The following is a 25,357-nucleotide window of genomic DNA, read 5'->3' as shown; positions in this document are numbered from 1 at the left end:
GGGCCGTGACGCGAAGGAGCCCCCGGGGCCGGTCCGAACGGACCGCCCCCGGGGGCTCCTGGCGTCGCGCTCCGGGCTACTCGCTCTTGATGGCGCCCAGGATGTCCAGCCTCGCCGCCTTGAAGGCGGGCCACAGGGCGGCCAGCAGGCCGATCACCGCGGCCGCGAGCAGGAAGGTGCCGACCTGGACCGGCGGCACCACGGTGGTGATGCCCTTGACGTCGTCCGCCAGCGTACGGACCCCGGCCCACGCGACCAGGATGCCGAGGCCGATCCCGACCAGCCCGCCGAACAGCGCGATCAGCAGGGACTCCAGGCGGACCATTCGCCGGATGCCGAGCCGGTCCAGGCCGATCGCCCGCAGCATGCCGATCTCCCGGCGGCGCTCGAACACCGACATCGCCATGGTGTTGACGACGCCGAGCACCGCGATGACCACGGACATGCCGAGCAGCCCGTACATCATGTTCAGGATCCCGGTCAGCAGCTGGCGGTTCTCCGCCTTGATGTCCTTCTCGCCCTTGACGGCGATCAGCGGGTTGCCGCCGGTCGCGTCGCGCACCGCCTGCTTCAGCTCCCCGGTCGGGCCGTTCGCGCCCTTGACCAGGACCTTGTCCAGCCCGGCGCCGGGGAGGGCGTGCGCGCCGACGACGGCGTCGGGGGCGACGATCCCGGCCAGCACCGAGTTGGGCTCGATGACGGCGCCGACGGTCAGCGCGCCCTTGCTGCCGTCCGGGTAGGTGACGGCGAGGGTCTCGCCGACCCGGTAGCGGCTCTGCCCGGAGGTGCCCGCGTTCACCATCAGCTTGCCCTGCTTGAGGGCGTCCGCGCTGCCCTCCTTGACCTTGACGGTGACCAGCCGGTCGATGGTGGTGGCGTCGACGGCCGTCAGCCACTCGTTGTCCGAGCCGTCCGCGCCAGTCTCCACCGGGACGCTGCGCACCACGCTCGTCGCGGCGACGCCGGGAGCCTTGGCGATCTGCGTGGAGACCTCGGGGGAGAGCATGGAGTAGTTCTCCATGGTGACCGCGTAGTCGGCCTTGAGGTCGTTCGCGGCCGCGTCGTCCACGGCCTTGTTCACCGAGGCGCCGATCACGGTCAGCGAGGTGATCAGGGTGACGCCGATGGTGAGCGCCGAGGCCGTGGCGGCGGTGCGGCGCGGGTTGCGGATCGCGTTCTCCTTGGCCAGCTTGCCCGCGGTGCCGTACAGCGCGCGCAGCAGCGGGGCGAACAGCGCGATCAGCGGCCGGGACAGCAGCGGGGTGAGGACGAACACGCCGATCAGCAGCGCGCCCGCGCCGAGGCCGACCAGCTTGACCTCCTTGCCGCTCACGCCCGCGGCCAGCGCGGCCGCACCGGCCAGGGAGAACAGCAGGCCGATGGTGTTGCGGATCACCAGGCTCTTCTGGGTGGCGGGCTGCTCGGCCGAGCTCATCGCCGCCACCGGGGCGATCCGGGAGGCGCGGCGGGCGGGCAGCCAGGCGGCCAGGACCGTCACCAGCACGCCGACCGCGATCGCGGCGATCACCGTGCTCGGGGCGATGATCAGCGGGCCGTCCGGCAGGTTGGCCTCCATCGGGCCGTTGAGGAAGGACTTGAGTCCGACGGCGATCCCGATGCCGGCCAGCAGACCGGCCACCGACGCGGTGAGGCCGACCAGGAACGCCTCGATCAGCACCGAGCGGGTGATCTGGCGGCGGGTCGCGCCGACGGCGCGCAGCAGGGCCAGTTCCTTGGTGCGCTGGGCGACCAGCATGGTGAAGGTGTTGGCGATGATGAAGATGCCGACGAACAGGGCGATGCCGGCGAAGGCCATCAGGAAGGTGCTCAGGAACTTGGTGCCCTGCTTGATCATCCGGTCCTGCTGGGCGGCGAGCTCGCGGCCGGTCCGGGCCTCGATGTTGTCGCCCTGCGGGACGGCCTGCTTGACGGCGGCGAGCAGCGCGGTGTCGTCGGTGCCCGGCTTGGCCTTGACGTCGAGTTCGGCGAAGCGGCCCGGGCTCAGGTAGAGCTGCTGGGCGGTGGCGGTGTCGAAGGCGGCGAGCGAGCCGCCGGCCGTGACCCGCGGGTCGTTGGTGTGCAGGGTGCCGGTGAGCTTGAGCTCCATGACCGGGCCGTTGACGGCGACCCGGACGGTGTCGCCGACCTTGTAGCCGCCCTTGTCGGCGGTCTTGGCGTCGAGGGCGATCTCGGTGGCGTTCTTCGGGCCGCGGCCCGCGACCAGCGGGTAGCGCGGGTCGGTGCCGTCGGCGCCCGGCACGTAGTTGGTGCCGGTGGTGGAGAAGCCGTTGCCGATCAGCGCGCCCTTCTTGTCGGCGATGCCGGCGAAGCCGCTCACCACGCCGCGGGCGTCGGCGACGCCGGGCAGCGCGGCGACCTTGGCGCGGGAGTCCTCGGTGAGGGTGGGGCCGGTGGTGGCCCGGCCGCCGTGGTCGTAACCGCGCAGGCCGGCCTCGCGGTCGCTGACGGTGACGGCGATGTCGGTGTAGCTCTTGGAGTTCTGGGTCCTGAGCGCGTTGCCGAGGGTGTCGGAGAAGACCAGGGTGCCGGCGACGAAGGCGGTGCCGAGCATGACGGCGAGCGTCGTCATCAGCAGTCGGCCCTTGTGCGCCAGCACGTTGCGCAAAGCGGTGCGGAACATGAGGGGTTGTCAGTCCTGGGGTACTCGGGGACGGGTGGCTTCGTGGGTCGGGCGCGGGCGGGCCGGCGGGCCCGGGCTGGCGTGGTGTCAGCTGGTGCGGCCCTTGGCGTCGAAGCGGCGCATGCGGTCCAGGACGGTGTCGGCGGTGGGGTGGTGGAGTTCGTCGACGATGCGGCCGTCGGCGAGGAAGACGACGCGGTCGGCGTAGGCGGCGGCGACGGGGTCGTGGGTGACCATGACGACGGTCTGGCCGAGTTCGCGCACGGAGTTGCGCAGGAAGGAGAGGATCTCGGCGCCGGAGCGGGAGTCGAGGTTGCCGGTGGGCTCGTCGGCGAAGATGATGTCGGGCTTGCCGGCGAGGGCGCGGGCGCAGGCGACGCGCTGCTGCTGGCCGCCGGAGAGCTGGGAGGGGCGGTGGTTGAGGCGGCCGGAGAGGCCGACGGTGTCGACGACGCGGTCGAGCCAGGCCTGGTCGACCTTGCGGCCGGCGATGTCCATCGGGAGGGTGATGTTCTCCAGGGCGGTCAGGGTCGGCAGCAGGTTGAAGGCCTGGAAGACGAAGCCGATGTGGTCGCGGCGCAGTTGGGTGAGCTGCTTGTCCTTGAGGCCGACGAGTTCGGTGTCGCCGATGGTGGAGGAGCCGGAGGTGACGGTGTCGAGGCCGGCCATGCAGTGCATGAGGGTGGACTTGCCGGAGCCGGAGGGGCCCATGATCGCGGTGAACTCGCCCTGCGGGAAGGCCACGCTGACGTCGTCGAGGGCGACCACGCGGGTCTCGCCCTCCCCGTAGACCTTGTTCAGGCCGGTGGCGCGGGCGGCCGTCCGGCCGGTGCGGACGGCGGTTGCGGGGAACGTCACGTGGACTCCTGGGGACGGAATAAACGGAAAATCTGACTCCAGTCCATCCTCCCAAGGCGTTCTTCCGCGAGGTGTATGCCGAGCGGACGGTCGGCCCCCGCCGACCCGGTGGTGCGGCGGGGAGCCTCTCCTCCTCAGGTATGACCCCGACCCCTGAGGGATCACGGTCCGCGGGCTACTCCACCGCCACGCCGAAGGCCGCCGCCAAACCGGCCAGACCGTTCCTCACCCCCCGGCCGGAGGGGCTGAACTCCCAGGCCCCGCCCGCCCGTCGGAAGGCGCCCAGCAGCATCGCGCTGTCCGGCACCCCGCCCGTGCTGCCCGCCCAGTCGGCCGGACCGGCCGCGCCCGGCCCGTACGCGGCGGCGACCGCCAGCCCGTGCACGTAGCCGAGCGGCAGGGCCGGGTGCTCCTCCTCCTCGGTCGAGACCGCGACCACCACCTCCTCGACCGCGGCCGGCAGCCGGTGCAGGTCCAGGGTCAGCCGGGCCGCCCGGACCGGCTCGCCCGGCACCGAACGGGTGGGGTGCAGCCGCACCGCGCCGTCCGGGTCCTGCGGGCTGTTGAAGAACACGAAGTGCTCGTCGCTCAGCACCCGGCCGCCGGCGCACAGGAAGGCGGTGACGTCCAGCTCCACCGCGTCCCCGCCGGCCGTCCGGCTCTGCCAGCTCACCGTGAGGGCGGTCTCACGTTCGGCGGGCCCGGCCTCCCCTCCGGCGGGGGCGGCGCCGCCCGCGGCAGCCGGACCGCCGCCGCCGAGCCGGCCGCGCAGGCCCTGCTCGGCCAGCAGCTCGACCAGCTCCGGGCCGCTCACCAGGGTCAGCGGCTTGCCCTCGATGTAGCTGTACGAGCCGCGGCCGAAGCCCGCGGTGGTCACCAGGATGCCCTTGATCGCGCCGTGGTGGCGGACGGTGGACTCCAGGTCGCGCACGGCCGTCGGCGGGACGGTCTTCTTGTAGCGCTTGGCCTGGATCACGATCTTGCCGCCGGTCACCGGGTCCAGGTCCTCGGCGACCACGTCGACTCCGACGTCGCCGCTGCGGGCCGTGGTCATCACCCGGAAACCGCGCAGCCGGAACAGCTCGGCGATCAGGTCCTCGAAGTCCAGCGGATCCATCGCGAAGAGGTCCGGCTCGTCCTCGCCGCCGTGCCCGGCCAGGCTCCCGCCGACCGTCTCCGGCCGCCGGTCCGGCCGCACCTCGTCCAGCCGCTCCGGGCGCGCCGACAGCCGGCCGCCCAGGCCCTGGAAGCACTCCAGCGGGTCCACCCGGTCCAGCGCCAGCCCGGCGAACCCGGCCCGGGTCGCGGTCAGCGTGGACACGAAGCGCTCGGCCTCCCGGCCGGTCGCCGGGTCGATGCCCAGCACGAAGCCGTTCAGCACCACCGAGTCCAGCAGCCCGTCCCGGTCCGCCCGGTACAGCTCCGCCACCACCCGCAGCGCCGACTGCGCCAGGATCCGCCGGTACAGCGCCTTGCGCTCCGTCGCCGGGCGGGCCACCTCGGCCTCCCGGTCGTCCGACTTCACGTACCGCACCCGGGCGGCGGCCGGCACCACGTCCGGCCCCGGCAGCTCCCAGTTCACCACCAGCTGACGGCCGGCCGCGTCGAAGGCCGCCACCAGCCGGTGCGGGAAGCCCTCCGGCCAGGCCGCCGAGGCGTACAGGCCCGCCGTGAAGTACTCCTGCACCGCCTCCGGCTCACCCGCCCGCAGCCGCCGCAGCAACTCCTCCGTCCGGGCGCCGCGCTCCTCGTCCTGCCGGCGGAACCCCTCCGCCCAGGCCAGGTACTCCCGGTGGTACCCGGCCAGCCGCTGCTGCCGGTCCGCCTCCCGGGCCTGCGCGGCGTACCAGTCCTGCTCGAACCGGGCCCGGGCCTGCGCCAGGTACTGCTCGTACTGGCGCCGCACACCCGGGTTGCGGGCCTGCACCGGATCCGGCGGCGGCACGAAGTAGGCGCTGGAGGCCTGGTCCGGCATCTCCACCGGCACGCCCAGCGGCCCCGGATCGAACGGCGGCACCACGCTCGGCGCCAGCAGCGCCTGCGGACCGAACGCCGGAGCGGCCAGCCCGGCGGTCAGCAACGACGTCAACTCCTCGACCCGGGCGTCCAGTTCGGCCGTCCGCCGGGCCGCCTCCGCCTCCCGCGACTGCTGGTACGCGCGCTGCGCGTCCCGCTCGTTCCGGGCGGCCGCCCGCTGCGCCTCGCGCTGCTCCCGCTCCCGTCGGCGCTCCTCCGCCGCCTCGGCGCGCCACCGGGCCTCCTCCCGGCGCTGCTGCTGCCGCTGCGCCTCCGCCCAGACCGCCAGCACCCCGCTGTTCCGCCGCCCCGACACCGTCCGTCCACCCCATTCACCTCGCGCCGACCCCGGCCGCGCGACATCGCCTCCCGGCCGCACCGCCGACCGCGCCCGCCACAATAGAACGTGGGCACCCGACCGGGCCACGCGCCCGTGACCTGCGGGCCCACGGCGGCCCGCTGATGCTCCGTCGGGCGGGCCCCGACGGTGCGGCCGGGCGCGCGCGGGCCGCGAGCTCTCGGTGGCGCCCGCCGGCCCCGTCCGTGGGCCCGGCAGCCCGGTCGGCGGCCTGGGGGCCGCGGACGCCCACGAACGACCGTCCGGGGCCTCACCGCCTCGGGTCGGCGTTCCAGCGCCAGTCGGTGCGCCGGGGGCGGTCGGGCAGCGCGGTCCGGCCGGTGGCCCAGAGGAGGGTCGGCCAAGGGGCGTCGGTGACCGGCACGTCGGGGAAGAGCCGGGCGAGGGTGCGCTCGCAGAGGTCGGCGGGCGGGGTCCACGGGAGGCCGAGGCCGACGGTGAGGTCGTGGAGGTGGATCAGGGTCTCGACCAGGCTCATGGCCACGAAACCACTCGGGTCGGCGAGCCCCCACGGGTGGTAGGCGCGGGCCTCCGGCGGGGTGACCCGGGCCACGGCGACCATCAGCCCGCCGGAGGCCTCCAGGACCTCGAGCAGCCCGTCGACCCCGCTGTCCGGGTCGGCGCGGACGAAGTTGTTCGGGGCACCGGGCGCGCGGCGGGTCGCCACGAAGGGGACGTACCGGTCACGCGGCGGCCGCGCGGGGCCCAGCAGGGCGGGGCCGAGCTGGGCGGCGTACGCGAGGAGGTCGTCGGCGAGGTGCTCGGCGGTCTCCCGGCAGCTCCAGTCGAGTGTGCCGGCCGGGCGTGACCGGTCGGCATCCGCCGGGGCGCCGCGCAGGGTGTCGAGGGCGAGCCGGAGGGCGACGGCGAGGTCGTCCGCGGTGGGTGAGTCGGGCGAATCGATCATTCCTGGGACGCTAGCAACGCCCGGGTCCGGTCCGCCGGGGAACGGTCCGGTCCGCCTCGGACGACCGTTGTCGGTGGTGCCGGGTAGCCTCGACTGGTCGCGTAGCCACAGGGAGGGATGCCCGTGACGATCCCCGCACCGCAGCAGCCGGACCGGCCCGGCGGCTGGGTCTCCACCGGTCTGAGCTGGCAGGACGGCCGCGCCGTGCTCGGCGCCGTCCGTGGCGCCCGGGTGCACGAGCGCGTCGTGGAGCCCGGCGCGGAGGTCGGCTGGCTGCTCGGCGGGCCCCGGCGCTGCACCGGGGCCTGGCTGGTCGGGGCGACGGAACGCACGCCCTGCCCGCACCACGCGGTGATCGATCCGGACGGCGGCGCGACGCAGTGCCCGGCCTGCCAGAGCGTGGACCGGGGCCTCGCCCTCGCGCGGGACCAGATCCTCGACGACGGCCGCACCTACCTGCTCTACCTCGCCTGGTTCGGCGAGGGCCTGCTGAAGGTCGGCCTGACCGCCGAGCAGCGCGGTGACAGCCGGCTCCTCGAACAGGGCGCGCTGGCCTACGCGTTCACCGCCCGCGGCGGACTGCCCGCCGTGCGCCGCGCCGAACTCACCGTCGCCGCCTCCGGCCTGGCCCGCGAGCGGTACAAGTCCCGGCTGAAGGCCGAGCACTGGTGGTCGCACGGCGACGCCCCGTACCGCCGTGCGGTGCTCGACGAGGCGCGGGCCCGGGCGCACCGGCTGCTGGACGGCCACGCCGTGGAGCTGCTCGCCGACCGCCCGGTGGTGGACCACGTCGAACGCTACGGCCTGGCCGCCGGCGCCCCGGAGTCCTACCGGGAGGTCGCCGGGCTGGCCGACGGCGCCGTGATCGCGGGCCGGCTGCGGCCGCCGATCGGCAAGCACCTGTTCCTCGACCAGGCGGACGGCTCCGGCCCGCTGCTGCTGGACACCCGGCGGCTCACCGGCTGGACGCTGACCCCCGTGGCCGGCCGCCCCTCGGAGGGGCTGGCCCTGCAGGAGCGCGTCCGCCCGGCCGAGCCGGACACCCAGGAGGCGCTGTTCTGACGTCCGGGCGGGGCGGGCCCCGCCGGTCAGCTCAGCTTGCTGCGCACCCCGCCCGGGCCCGAGCGGGCGCGGCGGGACAGCGGGGGCCGGGACGGGCGGACGTCGGAGCGGGCGCCCCGCTCGGCGTCGGCGGCGGCGTCGGCGGACCGCCGGGCGAGCGCGGCCCGGGCGGCGGCCAGGGCGACGCGGGCGAGCAGCGGGTCCTCCCGGACCCCGGCCGCGTGCTGGGCGCGCTGGCAGCCGGTGCACCAGACCGGCGAGGCCGGCCCGTCCGGGTACCGCATGCTCTCCGGCGGCAGGTAGTGCCCACCGCACTCGACGCACTCGAAGACCAACCTCATCCGACGATCACCGTCCCGGATCCGTGGCACCGACCGCAGGGCGACCAGAACGTGTGGATCCTGGGCACCATGCTTCCTTCCTCGTCCAGTTCGACCGTTGCCTCGGTCTTCTGGGTCCCCCCGGACCCGCCGCAGCCGGAACAGGACTGAACCTCGGGCATATGCCGTCCCTCCGTAGCGGAGCACCACCGTAGCGCGATTTCCCGCCGGGGAGCACCGGTCATGACGATCCACCACCCTTACGGGGAGCGCGAATCGCCCCCGCACGCCCCGGGGGACGACGGCGGCCCCTCGCGTGAGCACCACGGCGAGGGGCCGACGGCCGGCGGACCCGACCGAACGAGGGGGAGCGTCAGCCGCGGGCGGCCCGCAGGAACTCCCGGTTCATCGCCGCGATGCTGGGCAGCGGGATGCCCTTGGGGCAGGCGGTGGCGCACTCACCGGTGTTGGTGCAGCCGCCGAAGCCCTCGGCGTCCATCGCCGCGACCATGTTCCGTACCCGGGAGGCCCGTTCCGGCGCGCCCTGCGGGAGCACGTTGAGGTGGACGACCTTGGCGGAGGTGAAGAGCATCGCCGAGCCGTTGGGGCAGGCCGCCACGCAGGCGCCGCAGCCGATGCACTCGGCGTGCTCGAAGGCGGTGTCGGCGGCGTCCTTGGGGACGGGCGTGGCGTGCGCGTCGGGGGCGCTGCCGGTGGGGGCGGTGATGTAGCCGCCGGAACCGATGATCCGGTCGAAGGCCGAGCGGTCCACCACCAGGTCCTTGACCACCGGGAAGGCGGCCGCCCGCCAGGGCTCGACGTCGATGGTGTCGCCGTCCCGGAAGTGCCGCATGTGCAGCTGGCAGGTGGTGGTCCGCTCGGGGCCGTGCGCCTGGCCGTTGATGACCATGCCGCAGGCGCCGCAGATCCCCTCGCGGCAGTCGTGGTCGAAGGCGACCGGCTGGTCGCCGCGGGTGATCAGCTCCTCGTTGAGGGTGTCCAGCATCTCCAGGAAGGACATGTCCGGGCTGATGCCGCTGACCTGGTAGGTGGTCATCGACCCGGGTGCGTCCGGGCCCGCCTGGCGCCAGATGCGCAGGGTGAGGTTCATGCGTAGCTCCGCTGGGTGGGGTGGACGTACTCGAAGTCGAGCACCTCGCGGTGGAGGACGGGCGCCGCGCCGGTGCCGGTGAACTCCCAGGCGGCGGCGTAGGTGTACTCCTCGTCGCGCCGGGCGGCCTCGCCGTCGGGGGTCTGGCTCTCGGTGCGGAAGTGGCCGCCGCAGGACTCGGCGCGGTGCAGGGCGTCCAGGCACATCAGCTCGGCCAGCTCGAAGTAGTCGACGAGCCGGTTGGCCTTCTCCAGCGACTGGTTGAGCTCCTGCCCGGTGCCGGGCACCTTGATCCGGCGCCAGAACTCCGCGCGCAGCTCGGGGATCCGCCGCAGCGCCCGCTTCAGGCCGGCCTCGTCGCGGGCCATGCCGCACTCGTCCCAGAGGAGTTCGCCGAGTTCGCGGTGGAAGGAGTCCGGGGTCCGGTCGCCGTCCACGGCGAGGATCAGGTTGAGCCGGTCCTCGACCTCGGCCTCGGTCTCGGCGAGCACCGGGTGGTCGGCGGGCACGGCGGGCAGCGGGTTGCGGGCCAGGTAGTCGTTGAGGGTGGGCGGCAGCACGAAGTAGCCGTCGGCGAGGCCCTGCATCAGCGCGCTGGCGCCGAGCCGGTTGGCGCCGTGGTCGGAGAAGTTGGCCTCCCCGATCGCGAACAGGCCGGGCACGGTGGTCTGCAGGTCGTAGTCGACCCACAGTCCGCCCATGGTGTAGTGGATCGCCGGGTAGATCCGCATCGGCACCCGGTACGGGTCCTCGGCGGTGATCCGCTCGTACATCTCGAAGAGGTTGCCGTACTTGGCCTCGACGGCGTCCCGGCCGAGGCGGCGGATCGCGTCGGCGAAGTCCAGGTACACGCCCTGGCCGCCGGGGCCGACGCCGCGGCCCTCGTCGCAGACGTTCTTGGCGGCCCGGGAGGCGATGTCGCGGGGCACCAGGTTCCCGAACGACGGGTAGATCCGCTCCAGGTAGTAGTCCCGCTCCTCCTCGGGGATCTCGGCCGGCGGCCGGGTGTCGCCCTGGGCCTTGGGCACCCAGATCCGGCCGTCGTTGCGCAGCGACTCGCTCATCAGGGTGAGCTTGGACTGGTGGTCGCCCGAGCGCGGGATGCAGGTCGGGTGGATCTGGGTGAAGCACGGGTTGGCGAAGTAGGCACCGCGGCGGTGGGCCCGCCAGACGGCGGTGGCGTTGGAGTTCTTGGCGTTGGTGGAGAGGTAGAAGACGTTGCCGTAGCCGCCGCTGGCGAGGACGACGGCGTCCGCGGTGTACGAGCGGATCTCGCCGGTGACCAGGTCGCGGGCGACGATGCCGCGGGCCCGGCCGTCGACCACCAGCAGGTCCAGCATCTCGGTGCGCGGGTGCAGCTCCACGTTCCCGGCGGCGATCTGCCGGGAGAGCGCCTGGTAGGCGCCGAGCAGCAGCTGCTGGCCGGTCTGGCCGCGGGCGTAGAAGGTGCGGGAGACCTGCACGCCGCCGAAGGAGCGGGTGTCCAGCAGGCCGCCGTACTCCCGGGCGAACGGGACGCCCTGGGCCACGCACTGGTCGATGATCTCCACCGACACCTGGGCGAGCCGGTGGACGTTGGACTCGCGGGCGCGGAAGTCGCCGCCCTTGACGGTGTCGTAGAACAGCCGGCGTACCGAGTCGCCGTCGTTGCGGTAGTTCTTGGCCGCGTTGATGCCGCCCTGGGCGGCGATCGAGTGGGCGCGCCGGGGGGAGTCCTGGAAGCAGAACTGGACCACGTGGTAGCCCTGTTCGGCCAGGGTGGCGCCGGCCGCGCCGCCGGCCAGGCCGGTGCCGACCACGATCACGGTGTGCTTGCGCCGGTTCGCCGGGTTGACCAGCTTGGCGTCGAAGCGCCGCTGGTCCCAGCGCTGTTCGATCGGCCCGGCGGGGGCCTTGGTGTCGGCGATCGGCGCGCCGAGGGAGTAGTCCAGGTAGCTCATGTCACCACGGCTCATGTCACCACGGCTCATGTCACCACTGCTCATTTCACGACTCCGGTCATCACGGCCACGGGGACGGACAGGAAGCCGACGGTCAGCACCAAAGCCAAGGTGTTGGCCGTCAGCTTGAGCGCCTTGTCGCGGCGGGCGTTGTTGGCGCCGAGGGTCTGGGCGGCGCTCCAGAAGCCGTGCCGGATGTGGAAGCCGAGGGCCACCACCGCGAGGATGTAGAACACGTCGCTGTACCAGCGGCCGAAGGTGCCCACGACGTTCTGGTAGACGTGGCCGTGCTCGGCGACCGGGTTCACGGTCAGCGTGGTCAGGTCGAGGATGTGCCAGACGATGAACAGCCCGAGGATCACCCCGCCCCAGCGCATGGTCCGCGTCGCGTAGCTCGCCCGACGGCGCTTGTGCGCGTACTTGCTGGGGCGGGCGGCGAGGTCGCGGCGGCTGAGCTGGTACGCCGAGACGCCGTGCAGCACGACGGCCGCCACCAGGCCGACCCGGGCGATCCACAGGAACCACTCGTGGCCGAGGAACGGCTGCCCGATGGTGCGCAGCCAGGCCGCGTAGCCGTTGATGTCGTCCGGGCCGAAGAACACCTTGAGGTTGCCGAGCATGTGCGCGACCAGGTACAGCAGCATGACCAGTCCGGTGACGGCCATGACCGCCTTCTTGCCGACGGTCGACCGCCACAGCGTCGCCAGGGTGGACGGATGCCGGCCCGTCCGAGTCGCGGTTGTCATGACTGCAACGGTAGGGACGGCCCCCAGGGTGCGTCCAAGACATGATGCGCCTCGTGGCGATAGGCACCAGCTATCGACGCGGCCTATCCTGGGCGGGTGCAGCTCCAGCAACTCCGCTACTTCCTGGCCGTCGCCGAGACCCGCCACTTCACCCGGGCGGCCGAGGCCGCGCACGTGGCCCAGCCGTCCCTCTCGCAACAGATCCGTTCGCTGGAGCGGGAGTTGGGGGCCGAGCTGTTCCACCGCACCCGGGGCAACATCGCCCTGACCGACGCCGGGGACGCCCTGCTGCCGCTGGCCCGGCGCATCCTGGCGGACACCGAGAGCGCCCGGCTGGCCGTCCAGGAGACGGTGCAGCTGCGCCGCGGCCGGGTCCGGCTGGGGGCGCCGCCGAGCCTGTGCACCAGCCTGGTGCCGGACGTCCTGCGGGTGTTCCGGGACCGCTACCCGGGGGTGGCGCTGGTGGTCCGCGAGGGCGGCTCGCGGGACCTCGTCCGCTCACTGGCCGCCGGGGAGCTGGACCTCGCGCTGATCATCACCCCGCCGAGCGGGGAGCAGGCGCCCGCCCTCGCCGTCACCGAGCTGCTGCACGAGGAGCTGGTGCTGGTCTCCGCCGAGCGGCGGGCCCGGCGCAAGGCCCGGGTGACGGAGCTCAGGGGACGCCCGCTGGTCATGTTCCGGGAGGGCTACGACGTGCGCGAGGCGACCCTGGCGGCCTGCCGGGCGGCCGGCTTCGAGCCGGAGTTCGCGGTGGAGGGCGGCGAGATGGACGCGGTGCTGGGCTTCGTCCGGGCGGGCATCGGCCCGGCCGTCGTCCCCGGCATGGTCGCGGCCCGCTCCGGCCTCGCCGTCACCCCCTTCGCCGGCCCCGGCCTGGGCCGCACCATCGCCGTCGCCCACGGCCACGAGGTGCCCCTCACCCGCGCCGCCGAGGCCCTGCGCGGCACCCTGCTGGCCCACCTGGAGGAGGCCGCCAGGGACGGTGAACTCCCGCCCGGCACCCGGCTGTTGCTCTCCTGAGCCGAGGCTGCCGGCCACGCCGCCCGGCGCCCCGCGCCCGCTCCGCCGTCGTTGTCCCGGGACACCGTCGGGACAGCCGTCCCTGGTGGCCGGGACCCGCCGCGGCCGACGATGTGGCGAGCCCGGAAGACCCGGGTACCGGTCGGCCCGTGCGGTCGCCCGGCAGCAGTCAGGAGGAGTCGAACATGACGAGCGCAACGCTTCAGGACGACAGGATCGCCGAGCTTCTCAGCCTGGACTTCGAGACCCTGATGGTCTCGGCCGTTGGGCACGACCACGGGAACCTCGCGCCGATGATGAACTCCGAGGAGTACCACTGCGGCGCGACGACCGAGACGTCGGACATGTGCTGTATCAGCGCCCGCACGCACACCGGTTGCTGACCTCCGCCGAACCGCGGGATCGCGGCGACCGTCGGCGCGTCCGCGTCGGCGCCGCCGCGCTTCCCCGCGAGCGGGCAGCCGAGGTGAGGTCGCGCGAGGGGCGCGGGGCCGGCGACGTGAAGGTGGTGGATCGCAGTGGAACGGATCGAGTCCAGGGTCGGCGCCGTGGCCCGGGCCCTGGCGGACCCCGAGAAGGTGATCCGGACGACGGTCCGCGGCGGGGCCTCCGTGGCCATGGAGCACGGACTCGTCCGCGACAAGTGGATGCCGCTCTCCCTCGGCAACGGAAGCCCGGGCATCGCCCTGCTCTTCGCGGAGCTGGGCCACCTGGACGGCGTCTGGCGCGGGCCGATGCACCGGTATCTCCGGCGTGCGCTGGAGGATCTGACCCCGGGCCGTCCGCAGGGCCTGCACGACGGTCTCACTGCGGTGGCCTTCTCGATCCGCTGCGCTCCCGACGTCCGTTCCTCCGGGTACACCGACGTCCTCAGGCGCTTGGACGACCTCATCGAGACGTACGTGCGAGAGGTCATCGCCGCCGAGGCCGCGCGGGCACCGGGGCAGCGTGCCGGGACGACCTTCCGGGCGAGCGACGTGATTTCCGGGGTCGCGGGCATCGCCCGGTACCTGCTGATTCCCGGGGTCGACCGCAGGGCCACGCTCGAGCGGTGCCTGGACCACCTGGTGGGTCTCGGCGCACCTGTCCTCGACGGGGGCACGGAGCTTCCGGGCTGGTGGATGCGGCACGCGCCGGACTTCCGTCCCGACGGTGGGGGACACCTCAACTTCGGGATGGCCCACGGGGTATCGGGCCTGCTGTCCGTCCTGTCCCTGGCCCGGCGACAAGGGGCCGCGGTGGCGGGGCAGGACGAGGCCATCGAGGGCATGGCCGAATGGCTCCTCGCGCAGAGCCGTGACGACCGGGCGGGGCCGCTCTGGCCCGCCACCCGAACGCGCGCCGAGTACCTCTCGGGGGATGTGGAGCCGCCGCCTCCCCGGCCTTCGTGGTGCTACGGGTCGCCCGGGATCGCCCGGGCGCTCCAGACCGCCGGGGAGGTGATGGGCGAGCCGCGCTGGGTCGAGGCGGCAGCCCGCACCCTGCGTGCCTCGTTCGAGCGGCTTCGGCTGCACCGCAACCTGCCGGAGGTGGGGTTGTGTCACGGATCCGCGGGGCTGCTGCACACGGCCGCGGTCATGAACCGCTCCCTCGGGGACGACCGGATCGGGGCCGAGGTCGACGCGCTGACCCAGGAGGTGCTGGCGGCCGCGGACGACCGGTCGGCGTTCGGCTACCGGGTCAGGCAGCTCGGCCACGAGCGCGATCTGGACTTCCCCGGGTTCCTCCAGGGCGCCGCCGGTGTTGCACTGGCGTTGCACGCCCGCACGTCCGACGCGCTCCCGAGGAGCGGATGGGACCGGGCTCTCCTCCTCGCATGACCGGGCCCCCGCGGCCCGCCCCTTCGAGATCCCGGAAAGAAAGAGGCCCATGTCCTGGAACGCCTTCAGGAGGACGGCGGTGAGGCCGGTCCCGACGGCAACCGCACCGGCGGACGACGCGATGGTTGACGTCTACTGGGACCTGAGCGGTTCCGGCCGGGGGACGCCGGACCTCAAGGGCCTGGTCCGTACGGTTCCGGCGGCGGTGCGCTTCCTCCTCTCCCTGAGCCGGGAGGCCGGCGGGGCCCTGCTCGTCCTCGTGCTCGTCCTCGAGGTCGCGGCGGCGGTCCTCGCCGCCGGCGCCCTGCTCTCGCTGACCGGGATGCTGGCCGGCCTCCTCGCCCTGGTCCGGAACGACGTCGCACCGACGGAGGCATGGCCGGTGGTCCTCCGCTACCTCGGGTTGTTGGCCGCCGGGCGTGCCGCCCAGATCGGAGCCGACTGGTTCCAGGCGGTGCTCAAGCCATCGGTGAAGCGGGTCGCCGAGGACCGCTTGTACCAGGTGACGGTCCACACGGATCTCAGTGCCTTCGACGATCCTTCGTTCCACGACGCCATGTCCCGGGCTCGCAATCACGGCGTGAACCACGTCGGCATCGCACTGGACCGGCTCCTCGAGATCCTCCGAGCGGTCCTGACGCTGCTGGCGGTGGCGGGGGTGCTGTCCGTCCTGCACCCGGTCCTGCTGCCCCTGCTCGTCCTGTCGGCCCTGCCCACCGCTTGGGCGACCCTGCGGACCGGGCGGGTGATGCACCAGAGCCTGAACCGGTTCAGCGCCCTCCACCGCCGGATGTTCTCCCTCGCTCGTCTGCTGGCCGACCGGGACGCGGCCGCCGAGGTACGCGCCTGTACGGCGCACGACCTGCTGCTCGGGGAACGGCGACGACTGTCGGACCTCCTGCGCACGGAGGAGGTCCGGGTGAACAGGGCCGAGGTCAGGGCCACCGCTCTGGGCCGGAGCCTGACCGCCGCGGCGATGGGGCTGAGCTACGCGGCTCTGGGCGTCCTGTTCTGCACGGGGGTGACGCCCGTGGCCGCCGCCGGCGGAGCGGCCGTCGCCATCCGCAACGGCCAGGGCGCGATGGGGCGGATCGCACAGGCGGCCGGTCGTCTGTGCGAACAGGGACTCTACGTCCGGGACTACGCCGACTTCATCCGTGACGCGGTCGGGCGTCGCCGACCGGAGCACGTCCCACAGGCCCCGGCGGACTTCTCGACGATCTCCCTCGACGGCGTGACGTTCACCTACCCCGGGCAGTCGGTGCCGGCGGTGTCCGACGTCTCGCTCACCATCGAACGCGGACAGGTGATCGCGCTCGTGGGGGAGAACGGTTCGGGAAAGACGACGTTGGCCAAGCTCATCGCGGGCCTCTACCTGCCCCAGCACGGGTCCGTGCGCTGGGACGGTGTCGACCTGTCGACGCTGGACGAACTGAGCATCTACCGGCAGGTCTCCTTCGTCATGCAGACCCCGACGCGCTGGCCCTTCACAGCGGGGGAGAACATCACGATCGGCAGGACCGACCGTGAGGATCCGTCCCACGCGGCACGGAACGCGGCGGCCGTCCGGTCCGCCGCCGCCGAGGTCGTCTCCCGGTTGCCGGAGGGCTACGAGACCCTCCTCAGCAAGGAGTTCCGCAAGGGCGTGGACCTGTCGGGAGGCGAGTGGCAGCGCTTCTCGGTGGCGCGTGGCTTCTACCGTGACGCCCCCCTGCTGATCTGCGACGAGCCCAGCGCGGCCATGGACGCCCGGGCGGAGCGACACGTCTTCGAGACGCTCCACGGACTGACCGCCGACCGCACGACCGTCCTGATCACGCACCGCCTCTCCGGGGTGCGCCGGGCGGACCGGATCTTCCTCCTCCACCGGGGCCGGGTCGTGGAAGCCGGCACACACGAGGAACTGATCGCCGCAGGCGGCCGATACCACGACCTCTACGAGCTCCAGGCCACGGCCTTCGCCTCGGGAGGACCCATCACCGAAACCGCAGAGGAGCACGCCTGATGCAGGGCAAGAAGTACGTGGCGGCCGACTGGGCCACGGTCCGGGTGGCGCTGCTGCCCACCGCTCGGGCCGAGGCGACCCGCATCCCGCTCGCCGACGATCCCGTGGTCCGGGAGCGTCAACTGAGCGACTACCTCCGGGGGATCGCCGACGATCCGTGGCTACGGGAAGCGATCGAAGTGTCGAGTCCGCCCCTCGCCGAGCTGCTCGACCGGGTGCGGGCCGGGACTCCGCTGCCTCCGAAGCGCCTTGAGCGGGCCGTCCACGCGGCGACGGGATACGTGCTGCGATCCGCGACGCGGCCCACGCCGTTCGGCCTGCTGGCGGGGGTCCTCCGCAGCGGCTTCGGGGACCGGGCGCAGGTGACGCTCGGGCAGGCCCACGCGAAGGCGGTGTCGGCGGACCGGGCGTGGCTGTGGGCGTACACGGACGAGAACATCGGCGTTCCCGAGGTGTACCGGAACATGCGGGTGCAGTTCAACAACCTCTGCTTCCGGCGCGGGGAGCGCATCGTCCTCCCGTGGGTGGCGAGCGGTTCGCGGACGGAGTTCGAGAAGAACCACGGGCGTCGCCGCGAGGTCACCCTCCGCGCGACCCCGTTGATCGACCAGGTGGCCGCCCTGGCGAACGCCCCGCTGGGCTTCGCCGAGCTGACTGCGGAGGTCGTCCGCCGCTTTCCGCAGCTGACGGCGGCCCGGACCGAGAGCTTCCTGCTCACCCTGGTCCGGCAGGACTTCCTCGTCTGCGACGTCAGGCCCGTGCAGAACACGCTCGTTGCGGAACGGTCACCGGTGTCCGACCGGCTCCGCGAACTGGACCGCGCCCTGTCCGACTACGAGGCGAAGCCGATCGGGGATGGCGCGGCGCAGTGGCGGTCGGCGCGGGAGGCCATGCGGGCCGCCAGCCCGTCCCAGGAGCCCGCGATCGCGGTGCACCTGACCGTCGACGCCCGCATCACGCTGCCCGGCTCGGTGCGGGAGGAGGCCGAGGCGGCGGCCGGACTCCTCCGCGCACTGGCCACGCCCTCCGCCGGGCCCGAACACCTGCGGGAGTACCACCGGGCATTCATCGACCGGTACGGCACCGACCGGACCATCCCCCTCCTGACGCTCCTCGACCCCCACGCCGGTCTCGACGCGCCCGCCGGCTACCGGTCCCCTCCCTCGTCCCGGCACCTGAGCGATCCGCTCCTCGAATCGACGCCCACCGGTGCGGCGGACCTCGAGAGCTCCCGCGAGCTGTACCTCGGCGCGCTGATGCAGGCCGCGCTGCGCAAGGGCGCGGGAGAGGTGGTGCTCACCGATGACGACGTCGAACGGCTCGCCCATCCGGACACTCCGGACCCCACGGACTCCCTGGACCTCTGCTTCGAGGTGATCGCCAGGAACGAGGCCGCGCTCGATTCCGGTGACTACCTCCTCGCGCTGTCCCCCTTCTCCGGGTCGAACCGGGCCGGCGCGATGACGGGGAGGTTCGCGCACCAGTTGCACGCGGAAGCCGACCTCCGGGCTCTCGTCACGCAGTCCGGGGCGGAGGGCGCGCTGCACGCCCAGGTCTTCTTCCAGCCGAGCGAGCCACGCTCCCTCAACGTGAGTTCGGTACCGCGCCTCCTCGAGCACGTCATTCCGGTGGGAGTGATCGCGGAGGGCGAGGACACCGGCGTGATCGATCCACGGGGCCTGGCCGTCGGAGCGACGTCGGACCGCCTGGTCCTGGTGCGTGCGAGCGACGGCAGGGAGGTGGTCCCGGTCGTCCCCCACGTGCTGCACCTCTCGGGGAGGGCACCGAACGTGGTGAGGTTCCTCGCGGAGATCGGCGCGAGCGGGCAGCAGCAGTTCCGTTCCTGGGACTGGGGACGACGGCTGAAGACGCTTCCCTACCTGCCGCGGATCCGACGCGGCAGGACGATCCTCGCGCCGGCTCGCTGGCGTCCGCCGGCGGACCTCTTGGAAGCCCCGGTGCCGTGGCCCGAATGGTGCGCGCGGCTCGCGAGGTGGCGGGAGGAGTGCCGGGTGCCCGACAGCATCCACATCGCGGTGGGCGACCGTCGTCTCGCCCTCGACCTGACCGCCGACCTGCACCGCCGGATCCTCCGGCGGGAGCTGGACCGCAGCCCCCAGGCCGTCGTCTTCGAATCCCTGGCCGACCTCCGCGACGGCACCGGTTGGCTCGGCGGCCACGCCTGTGAAGTGACTCTCCCGCTGCGGGGGAGCGCCAGGCAGGCAACGGTGTCACTGCCGGTCGGTGACCCCGCGGTGCGCGAGCCCGAGCCGGCCCTGCACCTTCCCGGCGGGAACTGGCTGTACGCGAAGCTCTACGCCCTCGAAGAGGTGCACGACTCGCTGCTGACCGGTGACCTCCGGAGCCTCCTCGACGAGGTGGGGGACCGACTCGACCAGTGGTTCTTCATCCGTTACCGCGACCCCGAACCCCACATCCGCCTGCGCCTGCACGGAGCCGCCCGTGAGCTGAACACCGTCGTGCTGCCCGCGCTCGGGCGCTGGTCCGAGGCGGCGCTCCGGTCGCGATCGATCAGAGGCATGACGCTCGACACCTACGTGCCCGAGGAGGCCCGATACGGCGGTGCCAAGGCACTGCGTCTCGCCGAGGAACTGTTCGCCGCGGACAGCCGGTGCACGATGGCCCAGTTGCGGCTGGGTAGCCTGACAGCCCTTCCCCGGGAGGTGCTCGCCGCGATGAACATGGCGAGCATCCTGCGCGCCTGGGGCAGCGGCGGAGCGGAGCAGGACTGGGAGGAGTGGGCCCTCCAGTCCCTGCCGGCCAGGTCGGTCAGTCGGCTCTCGCGGGAGGAGAAGGCCCTGCTTCCGGCGATCTGCGCCCCGGAGCGGCTGCTCCCCGACGAGGGAACGCCCCACGGGCGCGAACTGCTGACGAGCTGGCACGCCAGGGAAGCCGCCGCGGCGGCGTACGGCCGTCACCTCGAGCGCTCCCGGAGCTCCTGCCCCCTCACCGGCCGGGAACTCCCCAGCACGCTGCACATGCACGCCAACAGGCTGCTCGGAGTCGACCGGCGTGCGGAGGACAGGTCCTACTTCCTGCTTCGCTCGGCCGTTCATTCGGCCGGGCGGCGTCGAGGCGGCGCGTGAGCGCGACGAGCTGACGGCCTCCCCGACCTTCGCCCGGCCCTCCCCCGCGCGGACCGCCCTCACGCCCATCGGTGGCGCCCGCCCCCAGGGACTCCGGAGCACCGCTCCGGACGCACGAATCACCACGAAAGAAGGAGCACACACCATGCCCGTGCAGGAAATCCGACTGCCGCAGTTCGCCGTCCTGACCCTCGCCGAGGACGAGACGCCGCGCGTCATGACCGACTCCGCCGCCGAGCGCGCCTGGATCCCGGCGTACCAGGCGGTGCCGACGTACGCGAAGGCCGACCAGGCCGCGTAGCGGCCGCTCACCCCGGCGGCCGTACCCGGACGGTCCGATCCTGACCGTCCGACCGCAGCCGGCTGAGCAGTCGTACGGCGGTGGGGCGTCCCGAAACGGGGGTGTGTGGAGGGGCCCCACCGTCGTGCCCCGGGCCGGACGCCCGGCGCGCAACCCAGGAACGGAACAGAAAGGCAGCACCGTGGCCAAGGTCTCCCCCCGCGCGGCGGAGGACGTACTGACGCGGGACGGTCTCTTCGGGGACTCCACCGCCATCGAAGCCAGGAACATCGCCCGGTACCGGCTCGGGCTGGTGCTGCTGGGCGCCCGCGACGCCCGGCACGTCGGCGTCCTGGACGAGCTCGCGCGGCAACCGGACGACCGGCTCCTCCCCGCCTTGGCCGACCCGGTGCTGCGCAACGCCTTCGAGGACGACGTGGCCTGTCTGGAGAGCGGAGTGTTCGCCACGAGCGCGCTCGGCTTCCACCTGGCCCAGGGGGCTTGGCCGCTGCCCGACGGCACCGGGCCCTGCGAGAGCCTGATGTCGCCCTGGGCCAGGCCCTGGCCCGGGGCCGGCATGGGCTGGGTGTGGACCCGGCTCCGGGAGCCGGCCCCCCTGCCGGCCCTCGCCGACCGGCTGCGGGAGCTGTGCCACAACAGCTTCGAGCCCGACACCGGCAGCGACGTCCTCGACGCGACCACGGAGATGGTCGAGGCGCTGCGGCAGGGCGGCGCGCTGCTCACCGCACTGCTCCCGCGGATCGGCACGAGCGTGCTGCGGCACGTGTCGCTGGTCGGGTTCAGCGAGGGGGAGTCGGCCGACGGTCCGCTGCAGTCGTTGTCGGGCGGCGACCCGCTGCCGTCCGCGATCCTGATGTCCCCCGGCCGCCTCCGCGACCCCTGGACGACAGCCGAGACGCTGCTGCACGAGGGTGCCCACCTCAAGCTGTTCGACGTGCTGCGATCCTGCTCGCTGGTCGAGGACGGCACGGCGAAGGTGCCGATCCCGTGGCGGCAGTCCTCCTGGACCTTCATCAGGGTGCTGGTCGCGCTGCACTTCTACGCACACATGGCCGTCTTCCAGGCCGCGGCCCGCACGGTGGCTCCTGACCTGGTCGCCCGGTACGGTCCCCCGCCGGCCGGCGAGGTCGTCGACGAGGTGACGCCGGGGAGCCCGGCCGCCGCCGCCGGCACGCACCGAACCGTACTGGAGCGGCTGGCCTACCTCGCGGAGCAGGCCCTCGGCGCCGCTCACGGCCAGGTGACCCCGGAGGGCCGCCGGTTCGTCCACTGGCTGCTCGAGGCCGTCGCGCACTGCGAGCCCGGTGTGCGCTCCCTGGTCCGGGTGACCGGGCCGGCCGCCGCGCAGCCGTCCGGCGAGGCGGTTGGCTCCGCGCAGCCGTCCGGCGAACCACCGCTGCCCACGGGCGTGTTCGTCCGCACCGAACCCGTGCTGGCCCGGGAACTGCCCGACCAGCAGCAGCTCCTGGTGCTGGTGCCGGACCGGGCCCGCTTCCACTGGCTCGACGCGCACACCTGGACCGTCTACGCCCTGTGTGAGGGGCTGACGCAGACCGAGCTCGCCGAGGGGTACCGCCGTGCGCTCCGGGGGGCGCCGGGGGCGGAGGCCGCCCGCCGGACCACCAGCAGGTCGCTCGACCTGCTGGTGTCGGCGGGACTGGTCTCCGGGGTGACGGCCCCGGAGACCCCGGACACGGGTTGCGGCTCGGCCCGCGTCTGAGCGTCCCCGGCCGCCGTGGGTCGGGGCCGGGAGCGGAGGCCGACGGGCCGCAGGGCTCACCCGGGCGCCGGTCCAGCGGTGCCGTCCCCTCGGCCCCGGTCCCGCTCCTGGTCCTGGTCGCGGCCCCGACCGGCCGAGGTCTGTCGGCGGGCGCGGGAGAGCAGCCCCCGCGCGTCGTCCAGGCCGCTCCGGTGTCCGGTCTCCGCCAGGACCGCAGCGGCCTCGGCGGCGAGCCCGGCCGCGTCGTCGGGACGGCCGTCGGTGAGGGCGGCCCGGCCGAGGAGGGTCAGCGCCTGCCCCTCGAGGATCCGGTAGCCCTCGGCGCGCGCCCGGGCGAGGGCGGACCGGCCGTGCTCGTCGGCATCGGCCAGGTGTCCGCTCAGGAGGCACAGCTCGGCCCGGCCGACCAGGACCTCGGTCTCCGCGTGCCGGTCCCCGGCCAGTTCGGCGAGGTCGTGCGCCCGGTCGTAGGCTCGTTCGGCGGCGGTCGGGTCCCCTCGGCGGGCGTGCGCGGAACCCGCGGTCACCAGGGCCGCCGCGGCCGGACGGGTTTCGCCGATCTCGTCGGCCAGGGCGACGGCGGCCGTGGCCAGGTCCAGGGCCGTCCCGGGGTCGTCCCGGTCGCGGTGCCAGTCGGCCAGGCCGCGCAGGGTCTGCGCCTCGCTGCCCCGGTCGCCGACCTCCCGGTGGATCGCCAGGGCGTCCGTGAGTCGGTCGAGCGCTTCCTCGGAGCGGCCCAGGAGGGCGAGGAGCTGTCCCAGGGTCGCCTGGGCGACCCCCTCGGCGCCGCGCGAGTCGAGCCGTCGGCTCAGCCCGAGGGCCGCGCGCCCGTGCCGCTCCGCCGCCCGCAGGTCGCCGAGCTCCTGGCGGAGCAGGGCCATGGCGCCTTCGGCGTTCAGCCGGAGCGCGACCCACTGCGGATCGCCCGGCACGAGTGCCAGCGCTTCCTCGTAGCGCCGGGCGGCGTCGCGCGGACGGCCGGTCAGGACGTCGACCAGGCCCAGGCCGACGAGCGCTTCGGCCTTCCCCGCCCGCCACCCGGCGAACTCGGCGAACTCCAGCACCGTGCCGTAGTGCCGCACCGCGCTCCCGTACTGGCCGAGGCTGCGGTGGGCGTCGCCGAGGCTCAGCCGGGCGGCCGCGGCGCCGACCACCTCGCCGGAGGACTGGGCCGCCTGGATCGCCGCCTCCGAGACCGCGATCCAGTCCGGGGCGGTGCGGACGAGCGCAAAGTAGCCCCGCAGGCCGTCGCAGAGCTTCCAGGCAGCGGCGTGCAGACCGAGCCCGGCGGCGCGCTGGACGGCGAGGGCCAGGTTGGTGCGCTCCCGCCGGAACCAGTCCAGGGCGGCCTGGCGGTCGGACATCCCCACCGCGCCGCCCACCGCCGCAGTCTCGCCCGCACCGCCCGCGGCCTCGCTCACCGCTCCGCCCGTAGCCTCGCCCATGGCACCGCCGGGAGCGAACACGCGGAGCTTCTCCGGGTAGAGCAGCCGGGCGCCGGCGTGCACGCCCGTCAGGTAGTAGTCGTACAGCCGGCGGAGCGCGGCCGCCCGTTCCCCGGCGCTGTCCTCCGCTGCGGCGCGCTCCTCGGCGTGCAGCCGGAGCAGGTCGTGGAGTTGGAACGCGTCGTAGTCCGGCCGGCCGACCAGGTGTGCGGCGACCAGGCGCTTGAGGACCTGCGCGGTCCGGGCGGGCGGCAGGCCGAGCAGGGCGGCGGCCGCGCCCGTGGTGGCCGTCGGCCCGGGCACCAGGCTGAGCCGGCGGAAGAGCGTCCGTTCCTCGCGCGACAGCGACAGGTACGACACCGCGAAGACCGCCTGGAGGTCGCTGGCTTCGTCCTCGGGCACGCTGAGCGCGCACAGCCGCCGGTCCGCAGACCGCAGCCGGGCCACGTAGTCGGCCACCGGCTGCTCCCCGCCGGCCGCGAGCACGTTGACGGCGGCGACCCCCAGTGCGAGGGGCAGATGGCCGCACAGCCGGGCGAGCTCCGCGGCGGCCTCGGGTTCGGCCGCGACCAGGGAGGCCCCGACCAGCCGTTCCAGCAACGTCGCGGCCTCCGCCGGGGAGAGCGCGTCCACCCGGAGGTGACGGGCGTTGTCCCGGATCACCAGACCGGCCAGGACGTCCCGGCTGGTCACCACGACGTTCGAGCCGGGGGTGCCGGGGAGCAGGTCCCGCACCTGGGCGACGTTCCGGGCGTTGTCGAGCACGATGAGGATGCGCTTTCCGGCGACCAGCGTGCGGTAGAGGCCCACCGCGCGGTCGAGGCGGCCGGGGATGCGGTCGCAGGGGACACCCAGGGCGTAGAGGAAGGCGGTGAGGGCTTCCAGGGGAGCGACAGGTCGGCAGGTTGAGTACCCCCGGAGGTCGATGTACAGCTGGCCGTCCGGGAACCGCACCCGGGCCGCGTGCCCCCAGCGCACCGCCAGCGCGGTCTTGCCGACGCCGCCGCGCCCGTCGGCGGTGATGACCATCGGCGCGGCGGCGCCCTGCTCGTCGGCCCACTCCTCCAGCACCCGCAGCTGGTCCAGGCGGCCGGTGAAGTGCTGGTTGTCCGCCGGGAGTTGCCAGGGGACGGGGGTCCGTACGACGGACTCCGCAGGCGCACCGTTCCCGGGCGGGGCCGCAGTGGTCACCGCGGTCGCCCCGGCTGCCGCGGGGGACCGGAGGCCGGGGCTGTCCGCGAGGATCGCGCGTTCGGTCTCCGCGAGCTCCGGCCCCGGTTCCAGCCCGAGCTCCCGGACGAGCAGGCGCCGCCCCTCCCGGTAGGCGTCGAGGGCGTCGGCGCGCCGGTCGGCCCGGTAGAGCGCGAGCATGTACTGGGCCCGCAGCCGCTCCCGGAGCGGCTCCCGTTCGAGTTCCCGGCGCATCTCGCCCAGCAGGGCGGCGTGACGGCCCAGCCGGAGGTCGACGTCCATCAGTGCCTCGAAGGCCGAACGCCGGGCCTCGTCGAGCCGGGGCGCCTCCACCTCGGCGAGGTACCGGGAGGCCGTCCCCTCCAGGGCACGGCCGCGCCAGAGCCGCAGGGCCCGGCGCAGCAGCTCGGAGGCGGCCGGGAGGTCCCCGGCGGTCTGCGCGCCGTCGGCCCGCCGGACCAGCTCCTCGAACTCGTGGACGTCGAGCCGGTGGGACTCCAGCCCCAGCGAGTAGCCGCCGGGCCTTGTGCGCAGGAGATCGGCCCCGCGGTCGCCCAGGATCCCCCGCAACCGCCGGATGTAGTTGTGCAGCGTGGTCCGGGCGGTCTTCGGGGGCTCGGCCCCCCACAGCCCGTCGATCAGGTCCTCGGTCGAGACAACCCGGCCGGAGCGCAGGAGGAGCAGGCTCAGTACGGCCCGGTGCTTGGCCGCCGAGATCGCGACGGCCTGGTCCCCGCACAGCACTTCCTCCGGTCCGAGCAGCCGGAACTCCAACGGTTCTCCCCCCAC

At 73.9% G+C, this 25,357-nt stretch carries 17 protein-coding genes; 8 read left to right on the top strand and 9 right to left on the bottom strand.

Annotation, left to right across the window (positions count from 1 at the left end):
• Positions 1-76 precede the first annotated feature (76 nt).
• The 4 genes from ACIRD3_RS14345 to ACIRD3_RS14330 all read right to left on the bottom strand — a co-directional run bounded on the left by ACIRD3_RS14345 (position 77) and on the right by ACIRD3_RS14330 (position 6,780).
• Positions 77-2,641 (bottom strand): ABC transporter permease, encoded by a 2,565-nt coding sequence (locus ACIRD3_RS14345; RefSeq protein ID WP_402215471.1) that lies wholly within the window; start codon positions 2,639-2,641, stop codon positions 77-79.
• A gap of 87 nt (positions 2,642-2,728) precedes the next feature.
• Positions 2,729-3,499 carry an ABC transporter ATP-binding protein gene (locus ACIRD3_RS14340; protein WP_402215468.1) on the bottom strand — a complete coding sequence of 257 codons (771 nt, stop codon included), beginning with the start codon at positions 3,497-3,499 and terminating at the stop codon, positions 2,729-2,731.
• A 175-nt stretch (positions 3,500-3,674) separates the two neighbouring features.
• Positions 3,675-5,831, bottom strand: a complete 2,157-nt coding sequence (locus ACIRD3_RS14335; protein WP_402215465.1) for a restriction endonuclease — start codon at positions 5,829-5,831, stop codon at positions 3,675-3,677.
• Between the two features lie 292 nt (positions 5,832-6,123).
• Positions 6,124-6,780, bottom strand: coding sequence for a maleylpyruvate isomerase N-terminal domain-containing protein (locus ACIRD3_RS14330; protein ID WP_402215462.1), 657 nt, complete (start codon positions 6,778-6,780; stop codon positions 6,124-6,126).
• 123 nt (positions 6,781-6,903) lie between these two features.
• On the opposite strand from ACIRD3_RS14330, the gene ACIRD3_RS14325 reads away from it, so the two are divergent.
• Entirely contained in the window at positions 6,904-7,842 is a 939-nt protein-coding gene (locus ACIRD3_RS14325) for a DUF2797 domain-containing protein (RefSeq protein WP_402215459.1), read from the top strand.
• Positions 7,843-7,868: 26 nt separating this feature from the next.
• Here the strand turns inward: ACIRD3_RS14325 and ACIRD3_RS14320 are convergent, their stop codons facing one another.
• The 4 genes from ACIRD3_RS14320 to ACIRD3_RS14305 all read right to left on the bottom strand — a co-directional run bounded on the left by ACIRD3_RS14320 (position 7,869) and on the right by ACIRD3_RS14305 (position 11,959).
• On the bottom strand, positions 7,869-8,183 hold the full coding sequence (locus tag ACIRD3_RS14320) for a hypothetical protein (protein WP_402215456.1): 315 nt from the start codon (positions 8,181-8,183) through the stop codon (positions 7,869-7,871).
• A 352-nt stretch (positions 8,184-8,535) separates the two neighbouring features.
• Positions 8,536-9,273 carry a succinate dehydrogenase/fumarate reductase iron-sulfur subunit gene (locus ACIRD3_RS14315; RefSeq protein ID WP_402215454.1) on the bottom strand — a complete coding sequence of 246 codons (738 nt, stop codon included), beginning with the start codon at positions 9,271-9,273 and terminating at the stop codon, positions 8,536-8,538.
• Positions 9,270-11,213, bottom strand: coding sequence for a fumarate reductase/succinate dehydrogenase flavoprotein subunit (locus tag ACIRD3_RS14310; protein ID WP_402215576.1), 1,944 nt, complete (start codon positions 11,211-11,213; stop codon positions 9,270-9,272). Before ACIRD3_RS14310 ends, ACIRD3_RS14315 begins: the two co-directional genes overlap by 4 nt.
• A 41-nt stretch (positions 11,214-11,254) precedes the next feature.
• A complete protein-coding gene (locus ACIRD3_RS14305) occupies positions 11,255-11,959 on the bottom strand; it encodes a succinate dehydrogenase cytochrome b subunit (RefSeq protein WP_402215451.1) in 705 nt (234 codons plus the stop codon).
• 96 nt (positions 11,960-12,055) lie between these two features.
• On the opposite strand from ACIRD3_RS14305, the gene ACIRD3_RS14300 reads away from it, so the two are divergent.
• The 7 genes from ACIRD3_RS14300 (at position 12,056) to ACIRD3_RS14270 (ending at position 21,932) form a co-directional block, all read left to right on the top strand.
• Positions 12,056-12,979 (top strand): LysR family transcriptional regulator, encoded by a 924-nt coding sequence (locus ACIRD3_RS14300; RefSeq protein WP_402215448.1) that lies wholly within the window; start codon positions 12,056-12,058, stop codon positions 12,977-12,979.
• A gap of 185 nt (positions 12,980-13,164) precedes the next feature.
• Positions 13,165-13,362 (top strand): hypothetical protein, encoded by a 198-nt coding sequence (locus ACIRD3_RS14295; protein ID WP_402215445.1) that lies wholly within the window; start codon positions 13,165-13,167, stop codon positions 13,360-13,362.
• A gap of 135 nt (positions 13,363-13,497) precedes the next feature.
• Positions 13,498-14,799 (top strand): lanthionine synthetase C family protein, encoded by a 1,302-nt coding sequence (locus ACIRD3_RS14290; protein ID WP_402215442.1) that lies wholly within the window; start codon positions 13,498-13,500, stop codon positions 14,797-14,799.
• 121 nt (positions 14,800-14,920) lie between these two features.
• A complete protein-coding gene (locus tag ACIRD3_RS14285) occupies positions 14,921-16,804 on the top strand; it encodes an ABC transporter ATP-binding protein (protein ID WP_402215440.1) in 1,884 nt (627 codons plus the stop codon).
• A complete protein-coding gene (locus tag ACIRD3_RS14280; protein ID WP_402215437.1) occupies positions 16,804-19,911 on the top strand; it encodes a lantibiotic dehydratase in 3,108 nt (1,035 codons plus the stop codon). The genes ACIRD3_RS14285 and ACIRD3_RS14280 overlap by 1 nt, the downstream gene beginning before the upstream one ends.
• Before the next feature lie 145 nt (positions 19,912-20,056).
• The gene (locus ACIRD3_RS14275; protein ID WP_402215434.1) at positions 20,057-20,212 is read left to right on the top strand and encodes a hypothetical protein; all 156 of its coding nucleotides are present in this window, start codon (positions 20,057-20,059) and stop codon (positions 20,210-20,212) included.
• Between the two features lie 181 nt (positions 20,213-20,393).
• Positions 20,394-21,932 carry an aKG-HExxH-type peptide beta-hydroxylase gene (locus tag ACIRD3_RS14270; RefSeq protein WP_402215431.1) on the top strand — a complete coding sequence of 513 codons (1,539 nt, stop codon included), beginning with the start codon at positions 20,394-20,396 and terminating at the stop codon, positions 21,930-21,932.
• Between the two features lie 56 nt (positions 21,933-21,988).
• Here ACIRD3_RS14270 and ACIRD3_RS14265 read toward each other — a convergent pair whose 3' ends face one another.
• The gene (locus ACIRD3_RS14265) at positions 21,989-25,342 is read right to left on the bottom strand and encodes an AfsR/SARP family transcriptional regulator (RefSeq protein ID WP_402215429.1); all 3,354 of its coding nucleotides are present in this window, start codon (positions 25,340-25,342) and stop codon (positions 21,989-21,991) included.
• Positions 25,343-25,357 lie beyond the last annotated feature (15 nt).

This window comes from Kitasatospora sp. NPDC093550 (assembly GCF_044764985.1).
Lineage (GTDB): Bacteria > Actinomycetota > Actinomycetes > Streptomycetales > Streptomycetaceae > Kitasatospora.
This window is presented reverse-complemented; position numbering and strand designations above follow the sequence as displayed.

Excerpts from the sequence above, each read along its gene's own strand:
- ACIRD3_RS14305 (WP_402215451.1), bottom strand. The coding sequence starts at position 11,959 with ATGACAACCGCGACTCGGACGGGCCGGCATCCGTCCACCCTGGCGACG.
- ACIRD3_RS14330 (WP_402215462.1), bottom strand. The coding sequence starts at position 6,780 with ATGATCGATTCGCCCGACTCACCCACCGCGGACGACCTCGCCGTCGCC.
- ACIRD3_RS14345 (WP_402215471.1), bottom strand. The coding sequence starts at position 2,641 with ATGTTCCGCACCGCTTTGCGCAACGTGCTGGCGCACAAGGGCCGACTG.
- ACIRD3_RS14320 (WP_402215456.1), bottom strand. The coding sequence starts at position 8,183 with ATGAGGTTGGTCTTCGAGTGCGTCGAGTGCGGTGGGCACTACCTGCCG.
- ACIRD3_RS14275 (WP_402215434.1), top strand. The coding sequence starts at position 20,057 with ATGCCCGTGCAGGAAATCCGACTGCCGCAGTTCGCCGTCCTGACCCTC.
- ACIRD3_RS14315 (WP_402215454.1), bottom strand. The coding sequence starts at position 9,273 with ATGAACCTCACCCTGCGCATCTGGCGCCAGGCGGGCCCGGACGCACCC.
- ACIRD3_RS14280 (WP_402215437.1), top strand. The coding sequence starts at position 16,804 with ATGCAGGGCAAGAAGTACGTGGCGGCCGACTGGGCCACGGTCCGGGTG.
- ACIRD3_RS14310 (WP_402215576.1), bottom strand. The coding sequence starts at position 11,213 with ATGAGCTACCTGGACTACTCCCTCGGCGCGCCGATCGCCGACACCAAG.
- ACIRD3_RS14295 (WP_402215445.1), top strand. The coding sequence starts at position 13,165 with ATGACGAGCGCAACGCTTCAGGACGACAGGATCGCCGAGCTTCTCAGC.
- ACIRD3_RS14285 (WP_402215440.1), top strand. The coding sequence starts at position 14,921 with ATGGTTGACGTCTACTGGGACCTGAGCGGTTCCGGCCGGGGGACGCCG.